We start from the raw sequence: 21,629 nt of genomic DNA, 5'->3' as shown, positions 1-21,629 counted from the left end.
TCTCTCCAGCTCAAGAAGATGAGCGTCGAAGCGGGGGCGGCAGTAGAGGCAAGCGTCCCCGCGCCCGCCGCCCGCCCTGTGGCCTGCGGGCAGCCCCGCCTGCACCGTGCCCGRCCGCGGGCATATCCTGCAGGAAGACCAGCCCGCGATCGTCAGTTACCGGAGGAAGACCCATGGAAATGCCGAAAGCGTCCGACGCAGACAAGGAACACTTCCGTTCGGTGCTGCCGGACCATCCCGAGGTGGTCGTCAAGCCGATGTTCGGCAACCTGGGCGCCTTCGTGAACGGCAACATGTTCGCCGGCCTGTTCGGCCCCACCATCGGCGTGAAGCTGGCCGAGGCGGACAAGGAGATGCTGGAAGGCACCGAGCGGACCGTCCCGTTCGGGCCGCCGGAGCGCCCCATGGGCGGCTACACCGGGTTGCCGGAAGTCTGGAACGCCGAGGGTGACGGCGATGACGCGCGAGCCAAGGCCTGGGTGGCGAAAGCATTTGAGCACGTGGCCGGACTGCCGCCGAAGGAACCGAAGGTTTCGAAGCCCCGGCCCAAGAAGTAGCAAGACTTAGGGCATTACAACATTCACGAGTTCTGACCGGCTGCCGGTTTCCAGGTCCTCGGTTAGGGCCAGCGCACCGATCTGGGGGCAGTGATACTTGTACTCGCGGGAGTTCTTTTCAAGCGGCGTCCAGTCGTAGACCTTGATGCAGTCGGTGTAGGTGCCGGATTTCGTGGAGACGGTCTCGCCGGTAGCCACAGTGTCCCGCATATCTTCCGCGTGGCCAACGTAAAATTCCTGCTTGTAGGAGTCGCCGACGCGCTGCTCGGCCTTCATCCAGATCCCGGCTTTTGCGCCGTCTTTTCCATGGAGAAAGCTGCCGGAGTGGTTCACCAAGATTCCATTCGAGTAGTTGTCCACGTCCTCGCCGAAGTACCAGACGTCGCCGTTTTTGTGTTGCGCCAGATAATCCCGGGTTTCCTCTACGAGCTGCCCGCTCTTGTACTCCTTGTCCAGATAGACCACCGTCTCAACACCGTCTATGGTCCGCGTCTCCGGCAGTATTTCGATCTCGATCCTCTCGGTGACTCTTCCTTGCTCGGTGGTCTCGTACGTCAGTTTCTTGCCGACAGGGAGCGCAAAGTATTTGTTGGTGATTTCGGTGGTGAAATCTGCCGGGTTGATCTGCGGGTTGTACTCCGCGGCCCCGTTCCTTTTGGTGTTGTCGAGGGCAAATAATGTCACCCCGCCAACCACCAGCAACAGGACGATCACACCAAAGAAGATTTTGTTTCGTCGATTCATGACCGTTCCCCCTCCTTCTGAGTAGAAATTCCTGCAGGGGGCGGAGCACCGTTGCTTGCCCGTGGCCATAGAAAAAAGCTAGCGCAGTCCGCACTGAACCAGAACACCCTCGGCGAAACGCCCCGCTTGAAGAGGCACCGGCTCCCCGTAGCGCCAGCGAAGGTACGATCTGTCTCAGCGAGCGGGACGCCCGTCTTCATTTTTCCGGAGTCTTTATGGGGGAGACCAAATGCTTGAATTGAAACGCATCTACTGGACGCGCCAATTACTCCGGTTGGCCATGGCCGCCTTGACGGTGTGGATCTTCGCCGCTGCCATCCTGTCGCTCGTGGCGCGTTCCGGGAAAGCAACTGCGGTACGACCACCCACGACCGTCACGGCCATCTTTACTGGGATGTTCGACGGCGTGCTGGCGGCCGTCGCGCTTCCCGGCGTACTCGCCGTCGTCCTGACCATTAGCGCGTCGGTAATCCGGGCGAGGGACGTGAAGCGCCGCGATCCGGTCCGGCGCTTCAGCCGCCAGCAGCGCCGCGAAGGCATGTCGCGGGCAGAGGGCCAGTGCGAGATGGAGGCCGGTTTCCGGCGCCGTTGTTCCCGTCCTGCGGAACATGGTGACCATTTCTACCCGTGGTCCAAGGGCGGATCCACCAGCCTGCGGAACTTCGTCGCCGCGTGCAGCAGCTGCAACCGCGCGAAAGCCGCCCACATCCCGTCGCCAGGCCAGCAGGAAAGACTGGAACGACGACGGCGGACGTACGTAACGGCTGAGGATGCGGTCGCCGTCGGGGAACGGCAGTCTCTCCCGTAGCGACATCCTGCTGTCTTCCGCCATCTGCTATCTGCCGGCCCACGTTGCAACTCCTTGTCCGCAGAAAATGTCCGCGGCGCCCTTTAGAGTGAACGTAGGACGTGAGGCGGGCAACACCACGAGGACCGGATGGACTATTACGCAATCAACGCCCTGCGCGAAAGCCATGCAGGCTGGTCCCTGCTGCGCGCCCAGAACGCGCCTCTCGCCATCTCGTTTTTCATGGCCGCCTTCACTGGCCCCAACCAGCGGAACCTAGGCCGCCAGCAGCTCATCGACAGCCTGGACGATGTGCTCTTCGGCTTGCGGGATGCCTACGGCGAGGACAAGTTTCCGCGTCAGGCCTCGGAGTACCTCGACGACTGGGCCGCCCCCGAGAGGGCCTGGCTGCGGAAGTACTACATCCAAGGCCAGGACGAGCCGCGCTACGATCTCACCGCGGCCGCGGAAGACGTTGTCCGCTGGGTGGAGGGCCTGCGCGGACGCGACTTCGTGGCCACCCAGTCCCGGCTCACCAGCATCTTTGCCGTCCTGGAGCGGCTGGTCCAGCAGTCGGAGACCGATCCCGAAGTGCGGCTCGCCGAACTGCAGCGGCAGCGCGACGGGATCGACGCCGAGATGCAGCGGATCCGGGACGGCAACATACGCGTCATGACAGGCCCGGAAGCACTGGACCATTTCCAGCAGCTGACCGCCCTGGCCAAGGACCTCCTCTCGGATTTCCGCGAGGTCGAACAGAACTTCCGGAAGCTGGACCGCCAGGTCCGCGAGCAGATCGCCACCTGGGACGGCACCCAGGGCGAGCTCCTGGAATCGATCTTCGCCAACCAGCAGGACATCAGCAGCTCCCTGCAGGGGCGTACTTTCCAGGSCTTCTGGGACTACCTCATGTCCCCGGAATCCCGAACAAGACTGCAGGAACTCCTCCAGCGCGCCACCCAGATCGAGGCTCTCGCCCACGCGGACAACCTCCACTCCGTGGTGAACCTGCACCAGGACTGGCTGCCCGCCGTCGAACAGACCCAGGGCACCGTCCGCCAGCTGTCCCAGCAGATGCGCCGGCTGCTCGACGACAAGGTGTTCCTTGAGAACAAGCGCATCATGCAGCTCATCCGGAGGATCGAGTCTGGCGCCCTCGCCACCCGGGAGCAGCCGCCGTCGGGGGACTTCATGACCATTTCGGCCCCGTCAGTGGACATTACGCTGCCCTTCGAACGGCCGCTGTATGAGCCGACTCGGCGGGTGATGGTGGACGACGACGTCCTCACGGCCGACGACGCGGACGTGGACGCCGGCGCCCTGTTCAGCCAGTTCCACGTGGACAAGGAACGGCTCAAGGCCAATATCGACGCAGTCCTCGCCGAAGCGGAACAGACCACCCTCGCGGAGGTCACCGCCGCCTACCCCGTCTCGCAGGGCCTGGCGGAAATTGTGACCTACTACCAGCTGGCCACGGAGTCGGACTGGGCGAGCATCAACCCGGAGGCCTCCCAACAAATCGCTTGGCAGCTGTCCGACGGCAGCATTCGCGAAGCGACCCTCGAACAGATCATCTTCGGAAGGCCAGCATGAACCCGGCAGCGAATTCCCCAGCCACTGCAGAAACGGAACTCCGCACACGCGAGGAACTTCCCGGCGTCGTCACACGGCTGTTCAAAGGTGTCCTCTACGCCGAAGGGGACGAGAAGCTCTGGCAGTCGCTGCTGGGCTTGTCCTCCCAGGTCCGCGACTACGTTTCCGTGCTGGGTCTGGACCTGATCCTGGACGAATCCGAGGGCTACGCATTCCTGAAGTCGCGCGAGGACCCCGATAGCAATCTCCCCCGGCTGATTCCGCGGCGGCAGCTGACCTTCAACGTCAGCCTGTTGCTGGCCCTCCTGCGCGGCCGGATGCTGGAATTCGACACCAACAGCAGCGAGCTCCGGCTCATCATGACCGAGCAGGACATCGCGGACATGGTCGCCGTCTTCCTGCCCGAATCCAGCAACGAAGCCAAGACCATGGACCGACTCGCCACCGACATCAAGAAGGTGGTGGAACTCGGCTTCCTGCGGCGGCTGAAGGGCCAGCCGGGTACGTACGAGGTGGTCCGCATCCTCAAGGCGTTCGTGGACGCCCAGTGGCTGGAGGAGTTCGACGCGCGGCTGGCAGACTACCGTGCCACTCTCGCTGGGACGCCGGTTAGCGGGTCAACCGCAGCGGAGGAGGACACCAAGTGACCGCTGACCTGCAGGACACCTTGTTCAGCCTGGAGGAAACGACGGACGACGGCGGCACTCCCCCCGGTTTCCGGCTGCACCGTCTGGAGCTGCTGAACTGGGGCACGTTCCACCAGGGCGTGCGGACGTTCCGGCTGGACGGTGCCAACAGCCTGCTCACAGGTGACATCGGCTCCGGTAAGTCGACGGTGGTCGATGCCATCACCACCCTGCTGCTGCCCGCGAACCGGATCGAGTACAACAAGGCGGCCGGCGCGCAGAAGAAGGAGCGCTCACTGACGTCGTACGTGCGCGGCTTCCACAAGAGCACGCGCAGCACGGGCGGCGAGTACTCCAAGCCGGTGGCACTGCGTGGGACCGGCGCCCTGACCGTGGTGCTCGCCGTCTTCCACAATGCCGTGCTGGACAAGTCGGTCACCCTGGCCATCACGCTGTGGGCCACCCAGGAAGCGGGTCAACCCAGCCGCTTCTACTCGTTGGCTGAGGCGGACCAGTCCATCGCTGCGGACTTCTCAAACTTCGGGCAGGACCCCGCGAAGTTGAAGAAGAAACTCCGCGCCGCTGGTGTCGCCGTCCATGACAGCTTTGAGCCCTACGCCGCAGCGTTCAAGCGGCAGTTCGGGATCAGCGGCAACCAGGCCATGGAACTGTTCCACCGCACGGTGTCCATGAAGCAGGTGGAGAACATCACCTCCTTCGTGCGCACCAACATGCTGGAGGAAGACAAGGTCGGCGAGCGTATCGGCAACCTCATCCACCACTTCGACGACCTGAAGATGGCCCACGACGCGGTGCTCCGGGCCAAGGACCAGATCACCCTGCTGACGCCGATCAGGGAGGGTGCCGCCCAGCACGCGAATCTGAGCCACGAGTACGACCAGGCCAGCGAACAGCGCCGCCAGCTGCATCCCTGGTTCACGGACCGGAAGCTGCAGCTGAGCCTGGAACACCAGTCGGAGCTGGAACGCACCGGAGAGCGACTCCAGGAGGACAGCACAAAACAGCGCACCGAAATCACCGGGAAGCGGCACGAGCTTTCCGCCATCCAGGAGGACATCCGCACCAACGGCGGCGGCCGGCTGGCGGCCATCGACGCTGACGTTGCACGGCTGACTGACCAGTTCCGGACCCAGCGGCAGCGCTTCGAAACCTACGGTGCAGCAGCGAAGGATCTCGGACTCCGGCCCCCGGAAGATCGGGTGTTGTTCGACGCGAACCGGGCCCGGCTCGGTGAGGTCGAATCGCAGCTCGGCGCCCAGTCCGATGAGCTCCAGGACGGCCGCACCCGGTGGGCCATCACCCGCACCGAACAGACGGCCCGGCTCACTGAGATCGGCGCCGAACTGCGCAGCCTGCAGTCCCGCCCCAACCTGCTGCCGCTCCCCCAGCTGGAGCTCCGCCGTCGGCTGTGCGACGGCACCGGAATCACGGAAGCGGCGCTGCCGTACGCCGGGGAACTGCTGCGGGTCCGCGACGGCGAGGGCGCGTGGGAGGGCGCCGCGGAACGCACGCTGCACGGTTTCGCGCTGTCCCTGCTGGTCCCGGCCGATCACTACGCGGCGGTCAGCAGCTGGGTGGATGCCAACAATCTGCGCGGCCGGCTGGTCTACCTGCGGATCGGGGAATCCCCGGCGGCCAGGACGGCGGAGCCGGGCACGCTGGCCACGAAGATCGCCATCAAGCCGGGCACGCCGTTCCGCAACTTCCTGCTGGATGAACTCGCCACCCGGTTCGACCATGTCTGCTGCGACACCCTCGAGGACTTCCGCCGCTACCCGAAGGCGCTGACCGTCAACGGCCAGCTCAAGGGCGTCCGCGGCAGGCACGAAAAGGACGACCGGCGGGAGCTGACGGACCGGCGCAACTATGTGCTCGGCTGGGACAACCACGACAAGATCAGCCGCTTCCTCGCCGAACAGGACGAGGTCAAGGGCCAGCTCGGGGTGACGGAGACCCAGCTGAAAAAGGTCAACGCCTCCCTGGGCGATCTGGGCAGGCAAAACCAGCAGCTCGGTATCGTACGCGGGGTGGCCGACTTCGGCGAGATCAGCTGGCAGCTCACGGCCCGGCGGATCGAAGAGCTCAAGGCCGAGAAGCTCGAACTGGAGACCGCCAGCGACGTACTGAAGCAGCTCACGGCCAAGGAATCCGCGGTGACCGCCGAGCTGGAGCGGCTCGAGGAAAAGGCCGGCAAGCTGCGTGAACGCCTGGGCGCCAACGAGAAGGACGGCAGGGACATCGCGGAGGCGATCGAGGAATGCCGCGGCATTCTCGCGGAGACACCGCTGACGCACGACGGCGGGGTGCTGGCCGCCGTCGAACAGCTCACCACCGCGGCGCTCGGCGACAAGACCCTGACGTACAAGAACACCGGCACGGCGGAGAGCTCTGTCCGTTCCGGGCTGACGGACATGATTGATGCCCTGTCCAAGCGCATTGCCCGGGCCGCGGAAAGCACAGTCCGGCTGATGGCCGACTTCCGCAACAAGTACCCCAACGAGACCACGGACATCGACGCCGCCCTCGAGGCCGCCCCGGACTACACCCGGCTGCTGGAGCAGCTGGTCAGCAACGATCTTCCCCGCTTCGAGGCCCATTTCAAGGAGTCGCTGAACCAGAACACCATCCACGAGGTGGTCGCGTTCAACGCCTTCCTGGACAGCCGGCGGCAGGACATCGTGACCCGGATCGGCGAGATCAACCATTCGCTGGCCGGGATCGAGTACAACCCGGGCCGGCACATCCAGCTGGAGCACCAGAACACCTCGGACCAGGACGTGCGCGAGTTCATGTCGGACCTGCGGGCGTGCTCGGAGGGGACCATCGGCGACGAGGACCAGTACTCGGAGCAGAAGTATCTGCAGGTGGAGCGCCTGATCGAGCGCTTCCGCGGGCGTGAAGGCCTGACCACGCTGGATGAGCGGTGGACGGCCAAGGTAACCGACGTGCGGAACTGGTTCACGTTCTCCGCCTCGGAAAAGTGGACCGAGACCGGCGAGGAGTTCGAGCACTTCACCGATTCCGGCGGCAAGTCCGGCGGCCAGAAGGAAAAGCTGGCGTACACGATCCTCGCCGCGGCGCTGGTCTTCCAGTTCGGGCTGGGGTCGGCGGCCGGGGGTACGTCGGCGGCTGCGGCCGGGAAGAAGCCCGGCCGGAGTTTCCGGTTCGTGGTGATCGACGAAGCGTTCGGCCGCGGATCCGACGAGTCCGCGCGCTACGGCCTGCAGCTGTTCCAGCGCATGAACCTGCAGCTGCTGATCGTCACACCGCTGCAGAAGATCCACGTGATCGAGCCGTTCGTCTCGCACGTGGGATTCGTGGCGAACACCAACGGCGACGACTCCCAGCTGCGCAACATGACCATCCAGGAATACCGCGACGAACGGGACCGGCGTGCCTAAGCGGCGTCCCGAGGGCACCGAGCCGAGCTTGCGAGGTTTGGGAAGGGACTTCCCCGCGGAGTCTTGGACTACCTTGGCAGGACTCCGGGCGCAGTCACTGAAGGCGTGGAACAGCGGTGCCCTGCTACGGGAGCTGCTGGAACCATCCGGAGCCTACCCGCGCCGCCGTTCGCTGAAACGTCCGACGGCGGCAGCCCTGTTGAGCGATTACGCTGCGGCCCATCGGTGGGCTGCTGAGCTGTTCGCCGGGGCCGGCCCGTACGAGCTGGAAACAGTGGAGGTGGGCCGCCGCACGGTGGGCTCCAACCGGATTCCGGCCGCGGCCGTGTTCGCGACCGTGGAAGACGAGATCGGCTTTGTCGGCAAGTCCCGGGAGGCGGCGCGGTTCCGGGAGCTGACCGCCGGTCTCGGGGAGCTGGATCCGCTGCTGTTGGACTGGGCTGCGCGGCGCCCGTTGAAACTGCTCGAACTGGGTTCTGATTCCCTGACGGCGGCTCGGGCCGCGCTGTGGCTTCGGGACAATCCCGCGCCGGGAATCTACGTCCGGCAGCTGGGGCTGCCCGGCGTGCACACGAAATTCGTAGAGGGCCACCGGCAGGTTATCGACCAGCTGCTCGCCGCCCTCGCTCCCCTCTCCAAGGTTGGCGACCTGGAAGCCGAGGCCGAGGCAGCCGTGGAGCCGGCCGAGCCGGAAGTTGCCCTGGACGACGGGGCCGGCCGTACCCCGGCGGCACGGTTCGCCCGCCGGCACGGATTCCTGCATCCGCCCGAGCTCGTCCGGTTCCGCGTCCTGGATCCCAGGATGCCCACTCTGGGCGGCGCCCGGGACATCACGGTCACAGCTGAAGCCTTCAGAACGCTGCAGCTGCCGGTGCACACCGTGATTGCGACGGAGAACCAGGTCAATTTCCTTGCCCTGCCGGAGCGTCCCGGAACGCTGGCCCTCTATGGAGCCGGCTACGGCTTTTCGTCCCTGCGGGATGCGGCGTGGCTGCGTGATTGCACGATCTTCTACTGGGGCGACATTGACACCCACGGCTTCCGGATCCTGGACCAGCTCCGTGCCGTGCACCCGCATGTGGAGAGCGTGCTGATGGATACGAAAACACTCCTCTCGCACAGGGATGCCTGGGGCAACGAGCCGTCACCGTCGCGGGCTGCGCTGACCAGGCTGACGCCGGACGAGGCTACGCTCTACCAAGCGCTCGGCGACGACACCTACGGACCGGCCGTCCGCCTGGAACAGGAGCTGATCCGCTGGGATTGGGCTCGGGAACGGCTTTGTGGCTGAACAGGTCAGCGCCCTAGCCCAAGAAAGACCGCAAGGGACTGCTCAACGGCAACCATGGTCTTGGCATCTATTCGGCCTATCCGCTGCCCAAGGTTGGCCCGCCTCACAGTTGTGAGCTTGTCCACCATGATATGGCTGTGTTGCGTCAAGCCGGTGAGCTGTCCGGGGTCAACGGTCAGCCTCAGCAGCGGGGCATCCGTCAACTGAGTCGTCAGGGGCAGAAGCGTGACCGACTCCGAGGCCGCAAACAGGTCGTCCTGGATTATGAGTGCTGGCCGTGGTTTCTGCGCATATGTTCCCCCCGAAACCGTCCACAGCTCACCGCGATTCACTCCGGCCAGTCTTCCGCGATCTGTTCGATGAAATCTTGGTCGTCGCTGGCATGGTCGGAGGCCGCGACCGCCAGCGCTTGCCGCCGGGCTTCACGCCTAAACTCCTCTGTCCGCGTATCCGGGACCCACATCTGAATCTGCCGGAAGCCTCGCTCCCGCATGGCAGCTCGGTGCCGAGCTACACGATCCCTGACGCTCATAGGTCAATGTTACATGTAACACCGACCGACGGCACGCGTCGTGGACAATGTTCAAGTCCATCCCGCGCTCCTACGGCTCCGGCTGCAGTGCGGGCCGACGCCGTCGTCGGGCACCTGTTCTTAGCGACGCTGTGGGCATACCCTGCCCACATTCCCGCCTGAACCCTGGCTACGGGAGAAGAACCATGGAGACCCCGACGGCCGCCCGACCTGCGGCTCCGCAAAGTGTCGACACCCTCGTCGTCGGCGCCGGGCAGGCAGGTTTGGCCACCAGCTACTGGCTAAGCCGGGCCGGCGTCGAACATCAGTTGCGCGAAACGCTTGGCGGGGCGTGGCAGGACCGGTGGGACGCGTTTTGCCTGAACACGCCGAACTTCTCGCTCGCGCTGCCCGGCATGCCGTACGTCGGCCCCGCCCCGGAGGCATTCATGCGGGATGACCTCATCGGCCATTTCCGGCACTATGCGGAGAGCATCGACGCTCCCGTCCGAACAGGTGCGGATGTCACCCGTATCGCGCCCGCGGATGGCGGCGGCTTCAACGTGGCCACCACCCAGGGCAGCTGGCGGGCCCGGAACGTGGTGCTCGCTACCGGCGGCTACCAGACGCCGAAAATCCCCGCAGTGTCGGCGCAACTGCCCAGCCGCATCCTGCAACTTCACACCGACAGCTACCGCAACCCGGGCCAACTGCCCGAGGGAGCCGTGCTCATCGTGGGCACCGGCCAGTCCGGCGGCCAGATCGCCGAGGAACTGCTCGCCGTCGGCCGCGAAATCCACCTGGCGGTGTCCACGTGCCCGGAAGCGCCGCGCCGGTACCGCGGCCAGGACCTTCTCTATTGGATGATGCAGCTTGCACAATTCGGCCCCGACTATGGACTGGACGGCCTCACCGTGGGTCAGTTGCCCTCCCCCGCGGCGAGGTTCGCCTGCAACCCGCTGGTGTCCGGCGCCGACGGCGGCCACGACATCCACCTGCGGGACCTCGGCCGGCGCGGCGTCCGGCTGCACGGCCATTTGGAAGCAGCCCACGACGGCGACCTCGTCTTCAGTGATGACCTTCCGGAACGCCTGGACGTGGTGGAGGCGGCGTTCTACCAGCGGATGAAGCCGATGTTCGACAGCTATATTGCCGCCACCGGCATGTCGGCACCGGAGCCGGAGCCGCCGCGCACGGACGGCTGGCTTCCTTCGGAGCCGGCGCGGCTGAACCTCGAAGCCGCCAACGTCACGTCGGTCCTCTGGGCCACGGGGTACCGGCTGGACTTCAGCATCCTGGACATCGCGGTGCTGGACGAATGGAACTACCCCCGGCACCACCGCGGCGTCACCGAACACCCGGGCTTGTACGCCGTCGGGCTGCCGTGGCTGACCGGGCACGGCTCGTCCATCGTGGCGGGCGTGGGCCGCGACGCCGAGTACATCGCGCAGCACATCGCCGGGAACATCGCCGCCCGGTGAAGGCGCCGTCCAGAGGGGTGGCTACCCCGCGCAAGGCCCGTCGAAGTCAACCGGCGCGGCGAGGCCGGCCGAGCTGAACCATTCCTTGGCCCAGGCCTGGACCGAGGGTATCGCGAGTTGCTCGGCAACAAGCGCCGGCGGGCCGCCGAACACGGACTTCCCCTCCGCCAGGAGGTCCCCGGTGCCGCTGCCGGCGAGGAGCCCGAAGAGGGCAGGCTGGTCGAGGAACGGAAGCCTCCCGCCGTCGCCGTCGGTCAGGACGCCCCAGCGCGAGGTGAACAGCGAAAACTCCTCCGGACGTTCCCCGTGGTCCGCTAGGAGCGGGCAGGCTTCGCCGTCGAGCCGGATCCGCCGGTAGTTGGGCTCCGTTTCGTCGAGGGCCATCAGTTGGACATCGTCCAGCCACGAAAGCCAGACCGCTGTGCACTCTCCCATCAGCGGATACGGGGCGGCGGCGTTGTAGCCGGCCTTGCTCACGTGGGCGGAGTGGCCAACGGCGATGTTGTGCAGCTGCCCCCGGACCAGCGGCAGGACCGCGCTGACCGGCTGGCGGTAGTTGGCGAATTTCCGCCGCATCACGTCGGCGCTTGAATTCGAGCCGATGGAGACCACCAGGGAACGGGCCTCCAGGGGTGCCGCGCCGGCTTGCGCGAGGGCTTCCTCCAGTCCGGCTGAAATCTCAAGGGGCCGGAATTCATTGCCGTCCATGACACCCGAGGCCACGGGCGGGTCCCACGGATACAGCAGCGGGTCGAGCTGGCCGGCGCCGCCGGCCCTGCTCAGTCCCATGGAGTCAGCCGGGTGAAGCCTGATGGAGCCGTCGGCATCGTGCTGGAGACTAATCAAGGTGGCCCGCTTTCATGGTCGGGACTTCCAGTGTCCCGCACTGTGGGGGAACCGGACCTTCGGCGCTAGATGGAGCCTGCCAGCCCGCGCCGCTTCGGCGCGAGGCCATACGTGCAATTCCCGAAGCAATGTTCTCTGCCGTAAAGAGTCCGCCTGCGGTCAATCGGGGCAGCCGTCGGACCGTGGAAGGCCGAATGTGGCGGGCCCGGAGGCACTGGCTCGATCCGCTGGCATCCCTAGTGGACGCTCGGTACATTGTCTGCGGACCCGCTGTGACCACTCGACTTCTCGGTCGGCCATGGCAGGATGCACAATAATTTTGACTTCAGCGCCAATCCCATGCGTCCCGTTCGCCCTCTGGTGTACGGTCACTGGGGACGTTGGAGGCAGGGAGAAACGATGGCGGCTTTGAACCAGACACAAGTGGGCGTTATCCTGCTGACTCCCGTGGGCGAGCCAGGAACGGAATCCGACAAAGCATCTGCCTACTGGGAAAACATGACGGGCCGGCGCGGCGAGCTGGTCTTCACCGCCAAAATCAAAGACCTCGTGGATGACGAAGTCGTGCGCGCTAACCCTGCGCTGACAGCAGACCACATCGCCTGCGCCGCCACTGCAGAGATCCTCGGGCTTCCCTGTCGCAGGTGCGGCCAGCCCCTCCCACCCAAGCCGGTTCATAGTCGGAAGGATGCAAAAGCGCTCTGGGATGATCAACGACTGCAGCATCGCCACGCCGGAATAGTGTGCATGTCCTGCCAAACCGAAGTTGCCGCTTGGCTAACCTCGCAGCAAAGGAATCCTGCAGGCGTGCTGGGGCTGGATGAGCTGCTCGCCGCCCAGGCACTACGTGAATCGTCCGTATACGCCGCCCGTATGAACGGCTTCGATGTGGTGGGCAGCTTGTCGTTCGACGCCTTGGTGGCGCTGGCCGATACTGTTCTGATGCCTGTCGCCGTTTCCGATTGGGAAGCGGTCAAGGCCGTCGACAACGGGGCGGAGTATTTTCCCGCCCGGATGGTGTGGGAGTTCGCTGGCTTGTCAGGAACGCCCGAAGACAGGCGGAAAGATTTCGAGGCCCTGATTTCCGCCTCGAGCGCCTCGCCGTCACTGTTGTCCGGGGATCTTGTCGGGTCCGCGAGGTCCCGCATCCAAGACGAGGTCATCAACTACGTCAACCACAATCTCTCGGAGCGTAGGTGGGCGTACTTAGATGACTCTCAAGTCGAACGGGTACGAGCCACCGTCGCCGCAAGCTGGGGGCCCCTCAATCTCGGAATGCTTTACAACATCGTCTGGACGGCCTTTCGTGCGACAGCCGACCTGACGTCCTACCGAACCACGATGGGCCTCTCGTCCCGAGCCGGATACATCGTGAACCAGATCAGCCGGGGGGCCGAAAAGGTCCTGTCAGGCGAATGGGAGCGGAGGGAGTACGACCAGCCTGCGAAACTTCCATACGGACCCCAGTCACTGGCGCTCTTCCGCACCGTGCTTGATCTGGACATTCGGACGGCACTGCCTGACGACGTCGAGGCTCTCCGTCGACCGCTGCCCGAACCGGACGACGCCAGCGTCATTGAGCACTTCCGGCGCTTCGTGATTTCCCGACAGTCACAGGTCGGGCAGGAACGGGCAGGAATCCTCGATGCCTTTCTGGACATCTACGCCTCGAATGCCGCGGCCATGGAGGAGACGCTGGCGTTCGACGCAGCTCTGAACGGAATGCTCTATCTGGAGGAATTCGTCAACGGCGGTGTCCTGGATGGCCTTCGAACGGAACTGGCTGAAATCCGTGACGCCGCAAGAAGCAGGTCGGCACGAGACAGGTGACCGACGGGCTTCCGGTTGTCCGGCTGCAGTCCCAGCGCTACTTGTAGGTGCCATCGATGCAGCAGAGGATGCGTAGACCACTTTGCACGGTAGCGAGTGCGGTAGGACGGCGACAAAGCATCACCTCGGGCCAGGTTTGATCCTCGGTGCGCCAAGTTGGTCCGCCATGGCGGCCAACCACTGGCTCGGCCTGACCATCTCTTTCAGTTCCCAGCAGCTGACGCGCCGTTGGGCTGGCGATCGTGGAAGAGCCGATATTCTTAGTCCATCATGACTATAGAATCCGTCGCCGTAGCCGCACCTTACGTGCGCAAGAAGACCTCGAGATCCGTCACCGTATTGGATCTCTTTGCCGGAGCTGGCGGATTGACCCAGGGATTCTACGCCGCTTCGTCCCGATTCGTGACGGAGCGTGCTGTGGAGTTCGAGCCAGCGGCCGCTGCGTCGTTCGCGGCAACGTTCGGGGATAAGGTATACGGCGGCCCGATCCAGGACTGGCTCATCAAGGAAGCAGTCCCCGAAGTTGACGTCGTGATCGGTGGACCGCCGTGCCAGGGCTTCTCTCAGCTAGGCAAGCAGGACCCGGACGATGTCAGGAATCAGCTTTGGCGGCCGTACGCTGAAGCGCTTCGCAGGGCCAAACCGAAATACTTCATCGTCGAAAACGTTCCCGCTTTCAGTAAGTCGCAGCAGCTCCAGGACTTCCGAGACGCCACTGGCAAGGATGGCATCATCGGTGATTACTCATTTCAGTGGCATGTTCTGAACGCGGCTGATTACGGGGCTCCGCAAGCACGCAAAAGGGCCATCCTTATTGGGCATCACCGAGATCTGCCCTTCCCCGGATTCCCCATGCCGACGCACCTAGGTCGTCACCGTACGGTGCGGCAAGCGCTGAAGGGCCTAAATTCCCAGGTGTCAGCGACAACGCTCCCGGAACGAACGACAGAGTTCGCTGGGAGGATCTTTGCTGGCGCTTTCCGTACTTCCGAGCTGCATCTCGGGCGTGACTACGCCCGGGAATCTCTTGAACGGTTCGGGTGGATCCCTGAAGGCGGAAACAGATTCAATCTTCCTGACAGGCTCAAAGCGCCATGCTGGATAAATCATAAGTCGGGCTCCGGCGACGTCATGGGGCGCATGCATTGGGACCGCCCCTCGGTAACCGTGCGAACCGAGTTCTTCAAGCCCGAGAAGGGTCGCTACCTCCACCCGACAGAGCATCGGGCAATCACCCATCTCGAGGCGGCCAAGCTGCAAGGCTTCCCGGACGACCGCATGTGGGTCGGGTCTAAAACGGCCATCGCCAAGCAAATCGGCAACGCTGTTCCGACGGCTTTGGGTAGAGCCATAGCAGGCCAACTAGTGCAACATTTGTAGAACACTTCGTTTCGCAGACCGAGCTTCGCAGAAAAGTCGCCTCTCAATGGTAAATATTGTCGTGAAGACTTCGGCGGGGGCCGAGAGCACTTATCTCGATTTGGGGGACGGAACCGATGATGGTTCAGCAATCATGGGCGGGGACGGCTTCGCCGCTGAGCCAGTTCGTTGCAGCAGAAACTGAGAGCGCACTCAACGCGTATCGGGTCCGCCCGGACCTCATTCGCGAACACAGCAACATCGAGGCCGCCATCTCGCAGGGTGGGTACGGTCGCAAACAGCTGAACGAGCTGATTCAGAACGCGGCCGACGCTATCAACGCGCCAGGGGGCCGAATCCGAGCCGTCCTGACGAAGGACGCGCTGTACTGCGCGAATGAAGGCAAGCCCTTCACCGAGGCTGGGTTCCGCACCCTAATGCTCTCCCACTCCTCGGAGAAAAGGGATGAAGAGATCGGCCGCTTCGGGTTGGGATTCAAGTCAGTTATCCAGGTAACTGACAGCCCCCAGATCTTCAGCAAGAGCGGATCCGTATCATGGAGTCAGGAAAACAGCCGCGAAGCACTCCAGAATCTTTACCCTGGGCTGGAGACCTACCCCATACTGCGCCTGGCGAGACCCGTCGACCCCTATGTGGAGGCGGCAAGCGACGACGTCCTCCAGGAACTTTTTCAATGGGCCTCAACTGTCGTCAAGCTTCCACTGATGGGTAGCGTCAGCTGGCTGTCAGATGAAATGAAGAAATTCCCTGAAGAGTTCCTCCTCTTCTCCGACAAAATTGGCTCGTTGGAATTCGAGGATAGGGTCCAAAACCACTCAGTCACCTGGACAGCCAACCGGGATGAAAACCGTGTCAGCCTCGACAACGGTGTCTCAAACAGCGACTGGCTCATTTTCCGACACAAGCACGAAGTCAGCACACAGGCTGCAGTCGAGGCCGGAAGTATCGTTGCACGCCAGCATGTTGATGTAACTTGGGCTGTTCCGTTGACAGGCAACCAACGGCGCAAGATGGGCCGATTCTGGAACTACTTCCCGACTCAGCACGAGACTTCGCTTCGCGGCATCGTTAACGCGGCCTTCAAAATGAACGAAGACCGCCACAGCATGCTGGAGACCCTCTATAACCGGGAGATTCTCACGCGGACGCTTCCTCGTATGGTTGCGAGCGCCCTGAAAGACCTCAGGACACCCGAAGATCCGGCGCTGTTTCTGGATATCCTGCCGTCCCGTGACAAGGAGTCAAGTTCGTGGGCCGACTCCGTGATCAACAGACCCATCTTTGAGATCTTGCCATTCGCACCGTGCCTGCCGGACAGAGCGGGCGTACTCAGGCTCCCCAGGGAGATCAAAGTGCAACCTGCACTGGAAGAAGCCACACGACTCATCGCTCTGTGGGAGTCATGGGTGCCAGTGGACCGGCACTGGCTACACCCGTCAGCCTTGCGACGGGAATCCCAGGTCGTACGCATTCTGAAGGAAGCGAACCTGAAACGCGCCTCCATAGAGGAATGGCTGGAAGAAGTTGTCGCAGGAGGAGAACTTCAGGATTACGAGAATGCTCTGCAGCTCGCCGCCATGATCGACAAGTCCTACACCGATTACCAGCCCGCAATGCGACGAAGCCGAATCGTGCTGATGTCGGACGGCAGCGTCGAACCGCCAATTACTTCAAGGGTTTTCCTCCCCATGAAGGCCGACGACGAGTCGGCCAACGTTGTGTCCTACGACCTGATGCATCATGGGAATGCGAACACTTATCTTCGAGCCCTCGACCTACAAGCACAGGACGGCCGGGGAATCGTCAGCCGCGTGGCCAGCGACGTCGCTCGCGACTACTCGGACCAAGAGCTGGCGCAATCGCTCTGGAAGCTCACTCGCTCGCTCGCTGTTCCGGAAAGTCTCTCCATAATCAATGAGCGGACGGAGCCCGCCAAAATATTGGTTCGATGCCGGGATCGAAAATGGCGCCAGCTGGGTAATGTGTGGCTGGCTGGCACTTTGATTCCCCAGACTAATATCGGGGACGAGCATCTTCTTGTGGATGATCAGTTTCATGCCCATGACGTCGCCTTGCTGAGAAACCTCGGCGCTCGGACGACTCTCGCGGATGCCCAGATGACCCGTGGTGGTGAAACCTATGACCTATGGAAGGCCCACCAAACCAACCGCATCTCCGGGTCAGTTGGGTTGTCAGGTGGGGGAATTCGATTCAATCAGGCATTAGCCACAGAGGGGCTCCATCTCTTGACGGAAGCTTCAGCGCCGACGCGGGCCAGGGTCACTCGGATGCTGCTTAGCCGGACCCATTATCCGACAAAGATCGATTTCACCAGTGGATTCCGTGCCTCGGAGAGCATCGAGGGGCCCGACTTGTGGTGGGTTAGGAACTATGGCGCCTTCGAAACTTCGCTTGGGCTAGTGGATACCAAACACTGCGTGGGAAAAATCGACGGGATACCGACCGACTATTTGCCGTTTCCTGGAGAGGAAGCCGCGGAATCCTTGGGTTTGGCCACGGACGCCCAGAAGACTGAATGGAGTCTTACTCTTTCGCTTGCTGAGCAGCGCCTGCCGATGCTGCAGCTCCATGAACTATACGGGGCGCTTGCTGCCCAAGGCGTGCGGGCACCCAGAGAGCTCTTGACCCCGCTTAGTGGAGGACGAAACTCACGGTATCGAACCAGCGATTTGATACTCGCAGGCGACATCAAGTCCCGAGACTATCTCGTTGATACGGCAGACGTGCCCGTCATATACACCGGTCATCCAGATCTCGATGAGGCCTTGACCGAGAATTGGGGACTTAAACCCGTTACCGTCGAGTTCTTCACCTCAGCCCGCGCCGTACCAGTGGAAGGCGAAGCCCCCGAAAGTATCAAATCGCGCTTTCCGTTCCTCAAGCGCGCAGCTAGTGAAGTTACGGTTCAGACCTTGTGTGTTCCTTGCGGCTCCGTAGATGAAGTCCGCACGAATAGCTTCGACTCACGTTCCGAAGCCACGCCAAAGGCGTCTTATCTCCAAGACGGGGTGCTGTATTACCGTGCGCCCCAGGGCGAACAGGCATTGCTGACAACCATTCTCGGCGCCTTTGGAAGCAAGAAGGCCGCCTCGCAAGTCATGCAGACGATGCGCCAGCTTAAGAAGGATGATGCGGCAAACACACGCATCATCAATGCAAACAAGCAAAAGACAGACGCAGGTAAGATCGCTGAATTGGTCGGTCGCGACACCCTTCGGAAGCTAATTCCGGACGCAGTTATGAAGATGTTGGACGCACGAGACCTGGAGCTGACAGACGAGCGTATGTTCGAAATCGTCAGTAGATTGCACGGCAGTAGCCTTCTCAAGGTCCTTAAGCCTGCGCTTTTCGAGGCAGGCATCGAAGCACCCGACCAGTTCCGTGGCGGCCGTACAGCCCAGGAGTTCGTGAAGGAGCTCGGGTTCTCCCCGGCCATGGCTGGCGAATCAATCAAGAAGAAGCCGGAACGCGAGGAGTTTGTTGGACCAGTGGGTTTGAACCCACTTCATCAATATCAGGAGACAACCAGCAAGAAGATCGGCGACCTCCTCGCGGGGCATACCAAGCACAGCCGCGGCTTGGTGCAGTTGCCCACAGGCGCCGGCAAGACACGCGTAGCCGTGGAATCCGTGATCCGAGATATCAAAGCCACGCCGAAGGATGACCACCGCCTGGTCATCTGGATCGCCCAATCTGAAGAACTCTGCGAGCAGGCCATCGAAACTTGGACGTACGTCTGGCAGGCGGCGGGAGCACCCGGCGAACGAATGGCGGTGAGCCGGCTTTGGGGTGGGAACAGCGCCATTCGAGAAGAAACCAAACTCCACCTCGTCGTTGCAACCATTCAGACGCTGGCCAGCATCCAACAGAACCGTCGTTCCATGTACGAATGGATGTCTGATCCCGACCTGGTCATCATCGATGAAGCCCATGGGGCGACCGCAACTTCTTACACCCCGGTGCTTTCCTGGTTCGGCCGCTCATTCACCGAGAAGTCCCGGTCGCTGCTTGGTCTTTCGGCGACACCGTATCGGGGTACGAACGAGAAGGAGACCGAGCGACTGGTTGCCAGATTCGGACGTAATCTCATCGAGCCAGATGAGTTCAGCGCGGGGAACGCCCACGAGTATCTCCAAGGCATGGGCGTTCTAGCCAAGGTGAACCACGAAGAGCTGAAAGGTATCGAGCTCAAGCTGAAAGACATGCGCTCTGCCACGGGCGAGGATTCTCAAAGCGCCATGCTTGAGGCCCGGATCGACCTGCAGCAGGTAGCGGACAGCACCCAACGAAACGAAGCCATTCTGGACCACATCAAAGCTTCGGAAACGAAGGGGCCGACTCTCGTCTTCGCCGCTTCGGTTGAGCATGCCGAGGCTCTCGCAGCTGTCCTGTCCGTTGAAGGCATTCCAGCAGCCGCCATCTCCGGCAAGACCGATCTGGGCCACCGGCGTTCAATCATCGAGGACTTCCGCAACGGAAAGATCCGCGTGCTGACCAACTTCGATGTGCTTACCCAAGGCTTCGACGCACCCAAGGTCGACGCCGTGTACGTTTGCCGGCCGACGTTTTCTCCCAACAAATACATTCAGATGATCGGCCGAGGTCTCCGCGGACCACTCAACGGAGGAAGCGAAGAAGTCCTGATCGTCAACGTTAAGGACAATTTGGATCAGTACGGTCAGAAGCTGGCGTTTACCCAGTTGGACTACTTGTGGAAGAACGAGGCGATAAGTGCTCGCTGAGGTTGAGCTCGACGAAAGTCAGCGAGCGGTCGCGGAAGCGGAGCCTGATGCACGGATGTTCGTCACGGCTGCGGCCGGCCAAGGTAAGACTGAGGTCCTTCTTGCCCGGGTGAAGACCCTGGTAGCAGATGGCCTGAACCCTGCCGACGAAATTCTGGTGTTGAGCTTTTCCCGGGCCGCAGTCGAGGCGGTCAGAAAACGGGCGCGCATCCATGATCTCGATGGACTTCAAATCCGCACTTTCGACTCCTTTGCGGCGCAGATTCTGATCGACACGGACGAGGAGACTCTAGGCGACAGCTTCGACGCCCGGATCCGAAAGGCCACGAAATACATCGCGGGCGAGGATACCCCCGACCGGATCACGTACCTGAGGCACATCCTGGTCGACGAAGCTCAGGACCTCGTGGGAGACCGCGCGGAGCTAGTCTTGGCGTTGTTCTCCGTCCTCGGTGACGACTTCGGTTTCACAGTGCTCGGCGACCCATTGCAGGGCATTTACGACTTTCAATTGGAAGAATCCGAGTCCAAACTCACCTCCGCGGAACTCATCGAGACCCTCGTCAAAGAGTTTGGCGCCGAGCAGCAGACGCTGTCAAAGCACTACAGGGCGGTGACCGATCGCACGAGGGAGCTCATCTCCGTTGGCGACGAGATCCGCAGCCTGGGAGCGCTCGACAACCCAGCGTGCGAAGCCGCACATAGCCTGCTCGACGACTTCCGCAGAGAAGTTTCCAGCACCTCTGTGCTAAATGAGTCCGGGGCGCTCAGCCCCTATGAAGGCGACACAACAGCCCTACTTTGTTCGACCAATTACGAAGTCCTCATCGCGAGTGAACTTCTGTGGGAAAACGGGTATCCGCACCTGATCCGGCGGAAAGCACAGGACATGAGTGTGGCGCCGTGGGTCCATCAGGTCTTCAAGGATCTGGAGGACAGGACCTATGACGCCGACGAGATAAAGTCACGCCTGCACCAACTCTTCGGTGAGGCAGCGGCCGACCGTTGGCTCGCGTTGAAGACGGCCGAGGGCAACTTCTCCGCGTACGACTCACTAAATGTCCCCCAGCTCAGCCAACGACTGCGCAGCAGATCGATCCCGTTGACCCTCACGGTGGCCGACGTCGCTCCGTTGATCGTTTCGACAGTACATCGGGCCAAAGGGCTCGAGTTCACCAATGTCCTTTATCTGCAACCGGAGTTCGGATCTCCCGCCGCAGAACAGAACGCAGCCACCTTGAAGCAGAAGTACGTAGCCCTGAGCCGGGCTCGAGAAGAGATCGTCTCCACCAAGCTGCCGAAAAAAATCCTCAAGCGCGCCGACGGGTCCACGGGACGATGGCTGGAGAAGGCTTATGGGAAATTCGGTCAATATACGGCGCGGATGGAGTTCTTGAACTCCGACATTGACGACGTTTCGCCATATTACCCGGCAGACGGAGACGCTCGGGCGGTGCAGAACAGCTTTGTCCTGGATGATCTTCTGGGTGAAGTCGTTTCCGGCCGCATTGAGTCCCAACCGGAGCCCCGTGAAGTTCCCCGCTACGAGCTGACTACGAGTAACGGCCTTGCGCTTGGCCGAACCAGTCACTCTTTTGCGTTCGCGCTAAAGAAGAATCTCGGCTTCAAGGGAAACCGCGGCCAAGAGTGGCCCATGGCTTTTACCGGCGCCAGGGTCACATCCATCGAGTGCGCCACCGGCCATCCAGAGGAAACGAAGCTCGCAGGGCTCGGTTCCTCCGGTATGTGGCTGGTACCCCGGCTTACCGGGCTGATCAGCCGGATCAAGGATTAGGAG

Annotated in this window: 15 protein-coding genes; 11 read left to right on the top strand and 4 right to left on the bottom strand. The window is 62.6% G+C overall.

The features are described from left to right. Positions 1–173: 173 nt before the first annotated feature. Positions 174–557, top strand: a complete 384-nt coding sequence (locus AC1D1S_RS04330) for a TfoX/Sxy family protein (RefSeq protein ID WP_476993827.1) — start codon at positions 174–176, stop codon at positions 555–557. Positions 558–563: 6 nt separating this feature from the next. On the opposite strand, the gene AC1D1S_RS04325 is transcribed toward AC1D1S_RS04330, so the two are convergent. Continuing rightward, a complete protein-coding gene (locus AC1D1S_RS04325; RefSeq protein WP_476993826.1) occupies positions 564–1,301 on the bottom strand; it encodes a hypothetical protein in 738 nt (245 codons plus the stop codon). Positions 1,302–1,530: 229 nt separating this feature from the next. Between AC1D1S_RS04325 and AC1D1S_RS04320 the strand changes: the two genes are divergently transcribed. The 5 genes from AC1D1S_RS04320 to AC1D1S_RS04300 all read left to right on the top strand — a co-directional run bounded on the left by AC1D1S_RS04320 (position 1,531) and on the right by AC1D1S_RS04300 (position 9,020). Next, the gene (locus AC1D1S_RS04320) at positions 1,531–2,109 is read left to right on the top strand and encodes an HNH endonuclease (protein WP_476952234.1); all 579 of its coding nucleotides are present in this window, start codon (positions 1,531–1,533) and stop codon (positions 2,107–2,109) included. A gap of 129 nt (positions 2,110–2,238) precedes the next feature. Then, positions 2,239–3,681: a DUF3375 domain-containing protein gene (locus AC1D1S_RS04315; protein WP_476993825.1), complete on the top strand. Its 1,443-nt coding sequence runs from the start codon at positions 2,239–2,241 to the stop codon at positions 3,679–3,681. After that, the gene (locus tag AC1D1S_RS04310) at positions 3,678–4,328 is read left to right on the top strand and encodes a DUF4194 domain-containing protein (protein ID WP_476993824.1); all 651 of its coding nucleotides are present in this window, start codon (positions 3,678–3,680) and stop codon (positions 4,326–4,328) included. The genes AC1D1S_RS04315 and AC1D1S_RS04310 overlap by 4 nt, the downstream gene beginning before the upstream one ends. After that, complete coding sequence (locus AC1D1S_RS04305; RefSeq protein WP_476993823.1) at positions 4,325–7,729, top strand: ATP-binding protein; 3,405 nt, start codon at positions 4,325–4,327, stop codon at positions 7,727–7,729. Before AC1D1S_RS04310 ends, AC1D1S_RS04305 begins: the two co-directional genes overlap by 4 nt. Positions 7,730–7,802: 73 nt before the next feature. After that, a complete protein-coding gene (locus AC1D1S_RS04300) occupies positions 7,803–9,020 on the top strand; it encodes a Wadjet anti-phage system protein JetD domain-containing protein (RefSeq protein WP_476993822.1) in 1,218 nt (405 codons plus the stop codon). Positions 9,021–9,025: 5 nt separating this feature from the next. Here AC1D1S_RS04300 and AC1D1S_RS04295 read toward each other — a convergent pair whose 3' ends face one another. Both AC1D1S_RS04295 and AC1D1S_RS04290 read right to left on the bottom strand, forming a co-directional pair. Next, positions 9,026–9,352 carry a type II toxin-antitoxin system PemK/MazF family toxin gene (locus tag AC1D1S_RS04295; protein ID WP_476993821.1) on the bottom strand — a complete coding sequence of 109 codons (327 nt, stop codon included), beginning with the start codon at positions 9,350–9,352 and terminating at the stop codon, positions 9,026–9,028. Beyond that, a complete protein-coding gene (locus AC1D1S_RS04290) occupies positions 9,349–9,552 on the bottom strand; it encodes an antitoxin MazE family protein (protein WP_091564276.1) in 204 nt (67 codons plus the stop codon). The genes AC1D1S_RS04295 and AC1D1S_RS04290 overlap by 4 nt, the downstream gene beginning before the upstream one ends. A gap of 185 nt (positions 9,553–9,737) precedes the next feature. Here AC1D1S_RS04290 and AC1D1S_RS04285 point away from each other — a divergent pair, with 185 nt between their 5' ends. Next, positions 9,738–11,012 (top strand): flavin-containing monooxygenase, encoded by a 1,275-nt coding sequence (locus tag AC1D1S_RS04285; RefSeq protein ID WP_476993820.1) that lies wholly within the window; start codon positions 9,738–9,740, stop codon positions 11,010–11,012. A gap of 21 nt (positions 11,013–11,033) precedes the next feature. Here the strand turns inward: AC1D1S_RS04285 and AC1D1S_RS04280 are convergent, their stop codons facing one another. Further along, complete coding sequence (locus AC1D1S_RS04280) at positions 11,034–11,858, bottom strand: hypothetical protein (RefSeq protein ID WP_476993819.1); 825 nt, start codon at positions 11,856–11,858, stop codon at positions 11,034–11,036. 399 nt (positions 11,859–12,257) lie between these two features. Here AC1D1S_RS04280 and AC1D1S_RS04275 point away from each other — a divergent pair, with 399 nt between their 5' ends. From AC1D1S_RS04275 to AC1D1S_RS04260, 4 genes are all read left to right on the top strand, one after another. After that, positions 12,258–13,688, top strand: a complete 1,431-nt coding sequence (locus tag AC1D1S_RS04275; RefSeq protein WP_476993818.1) for a hypothetical protein — start codon at positions 12,258–12,260, stop codon at positions 13,686–13,688. 306 nt (positions 13,689–13,994) lie between these two features. Beyond that, positions 13,995–15,068 carry a DNA cytosine methyltransferase gene (locus tag AC1D1S_RS04270; protein ID WP_476993817.1) on the top strand — a complete coding sequence of 358 codons (1,074 nt, stop codon included), beginning with the start codon at positions 13,995–13,997 and terminating at the stop codon, positions 15,066–15,068. Positions 15,069–15,184: 116 nt separating this feature from the next. Next, complete coding sequence (locus tag AC1D1S_RS04265; RefSeq protein WP_476993816.1) at positions 15,185–19,831, top strand: DEAD/DEAH box helicase; 4,647 nt, start codon at positions 15,185–15,187, stop codon at positions 19,829–19,831. Beyond that, on the top strand, positions 19,821–21,626 hold the full coding sequence (locus AC1D1S_RS04260) for a UvrD-helicase domain-containing protein (protein ID WP_476993815.1): 1,806 nt from the start codon (positions 19,821–19,823) through the stop codon (positions 21,624–21,626). Before AC1D1S_RS04265 ends, AC1D1S_RS04260 begins: the two co-directional genes overlap by 11 nt. The last annotated feature ends 3 nt before the right edge of the window (positions 21,627–21,629 follow it).

The sequence above is a fragment of the Arthrobacter sp. P1_A5 genome (assembly GCF_056406825.1).
The sequence above is the reverse complement of the archived record's forward strand: the minus strand, read 5'-3'. Positions and strand labels throughout refer to the sequence as shown.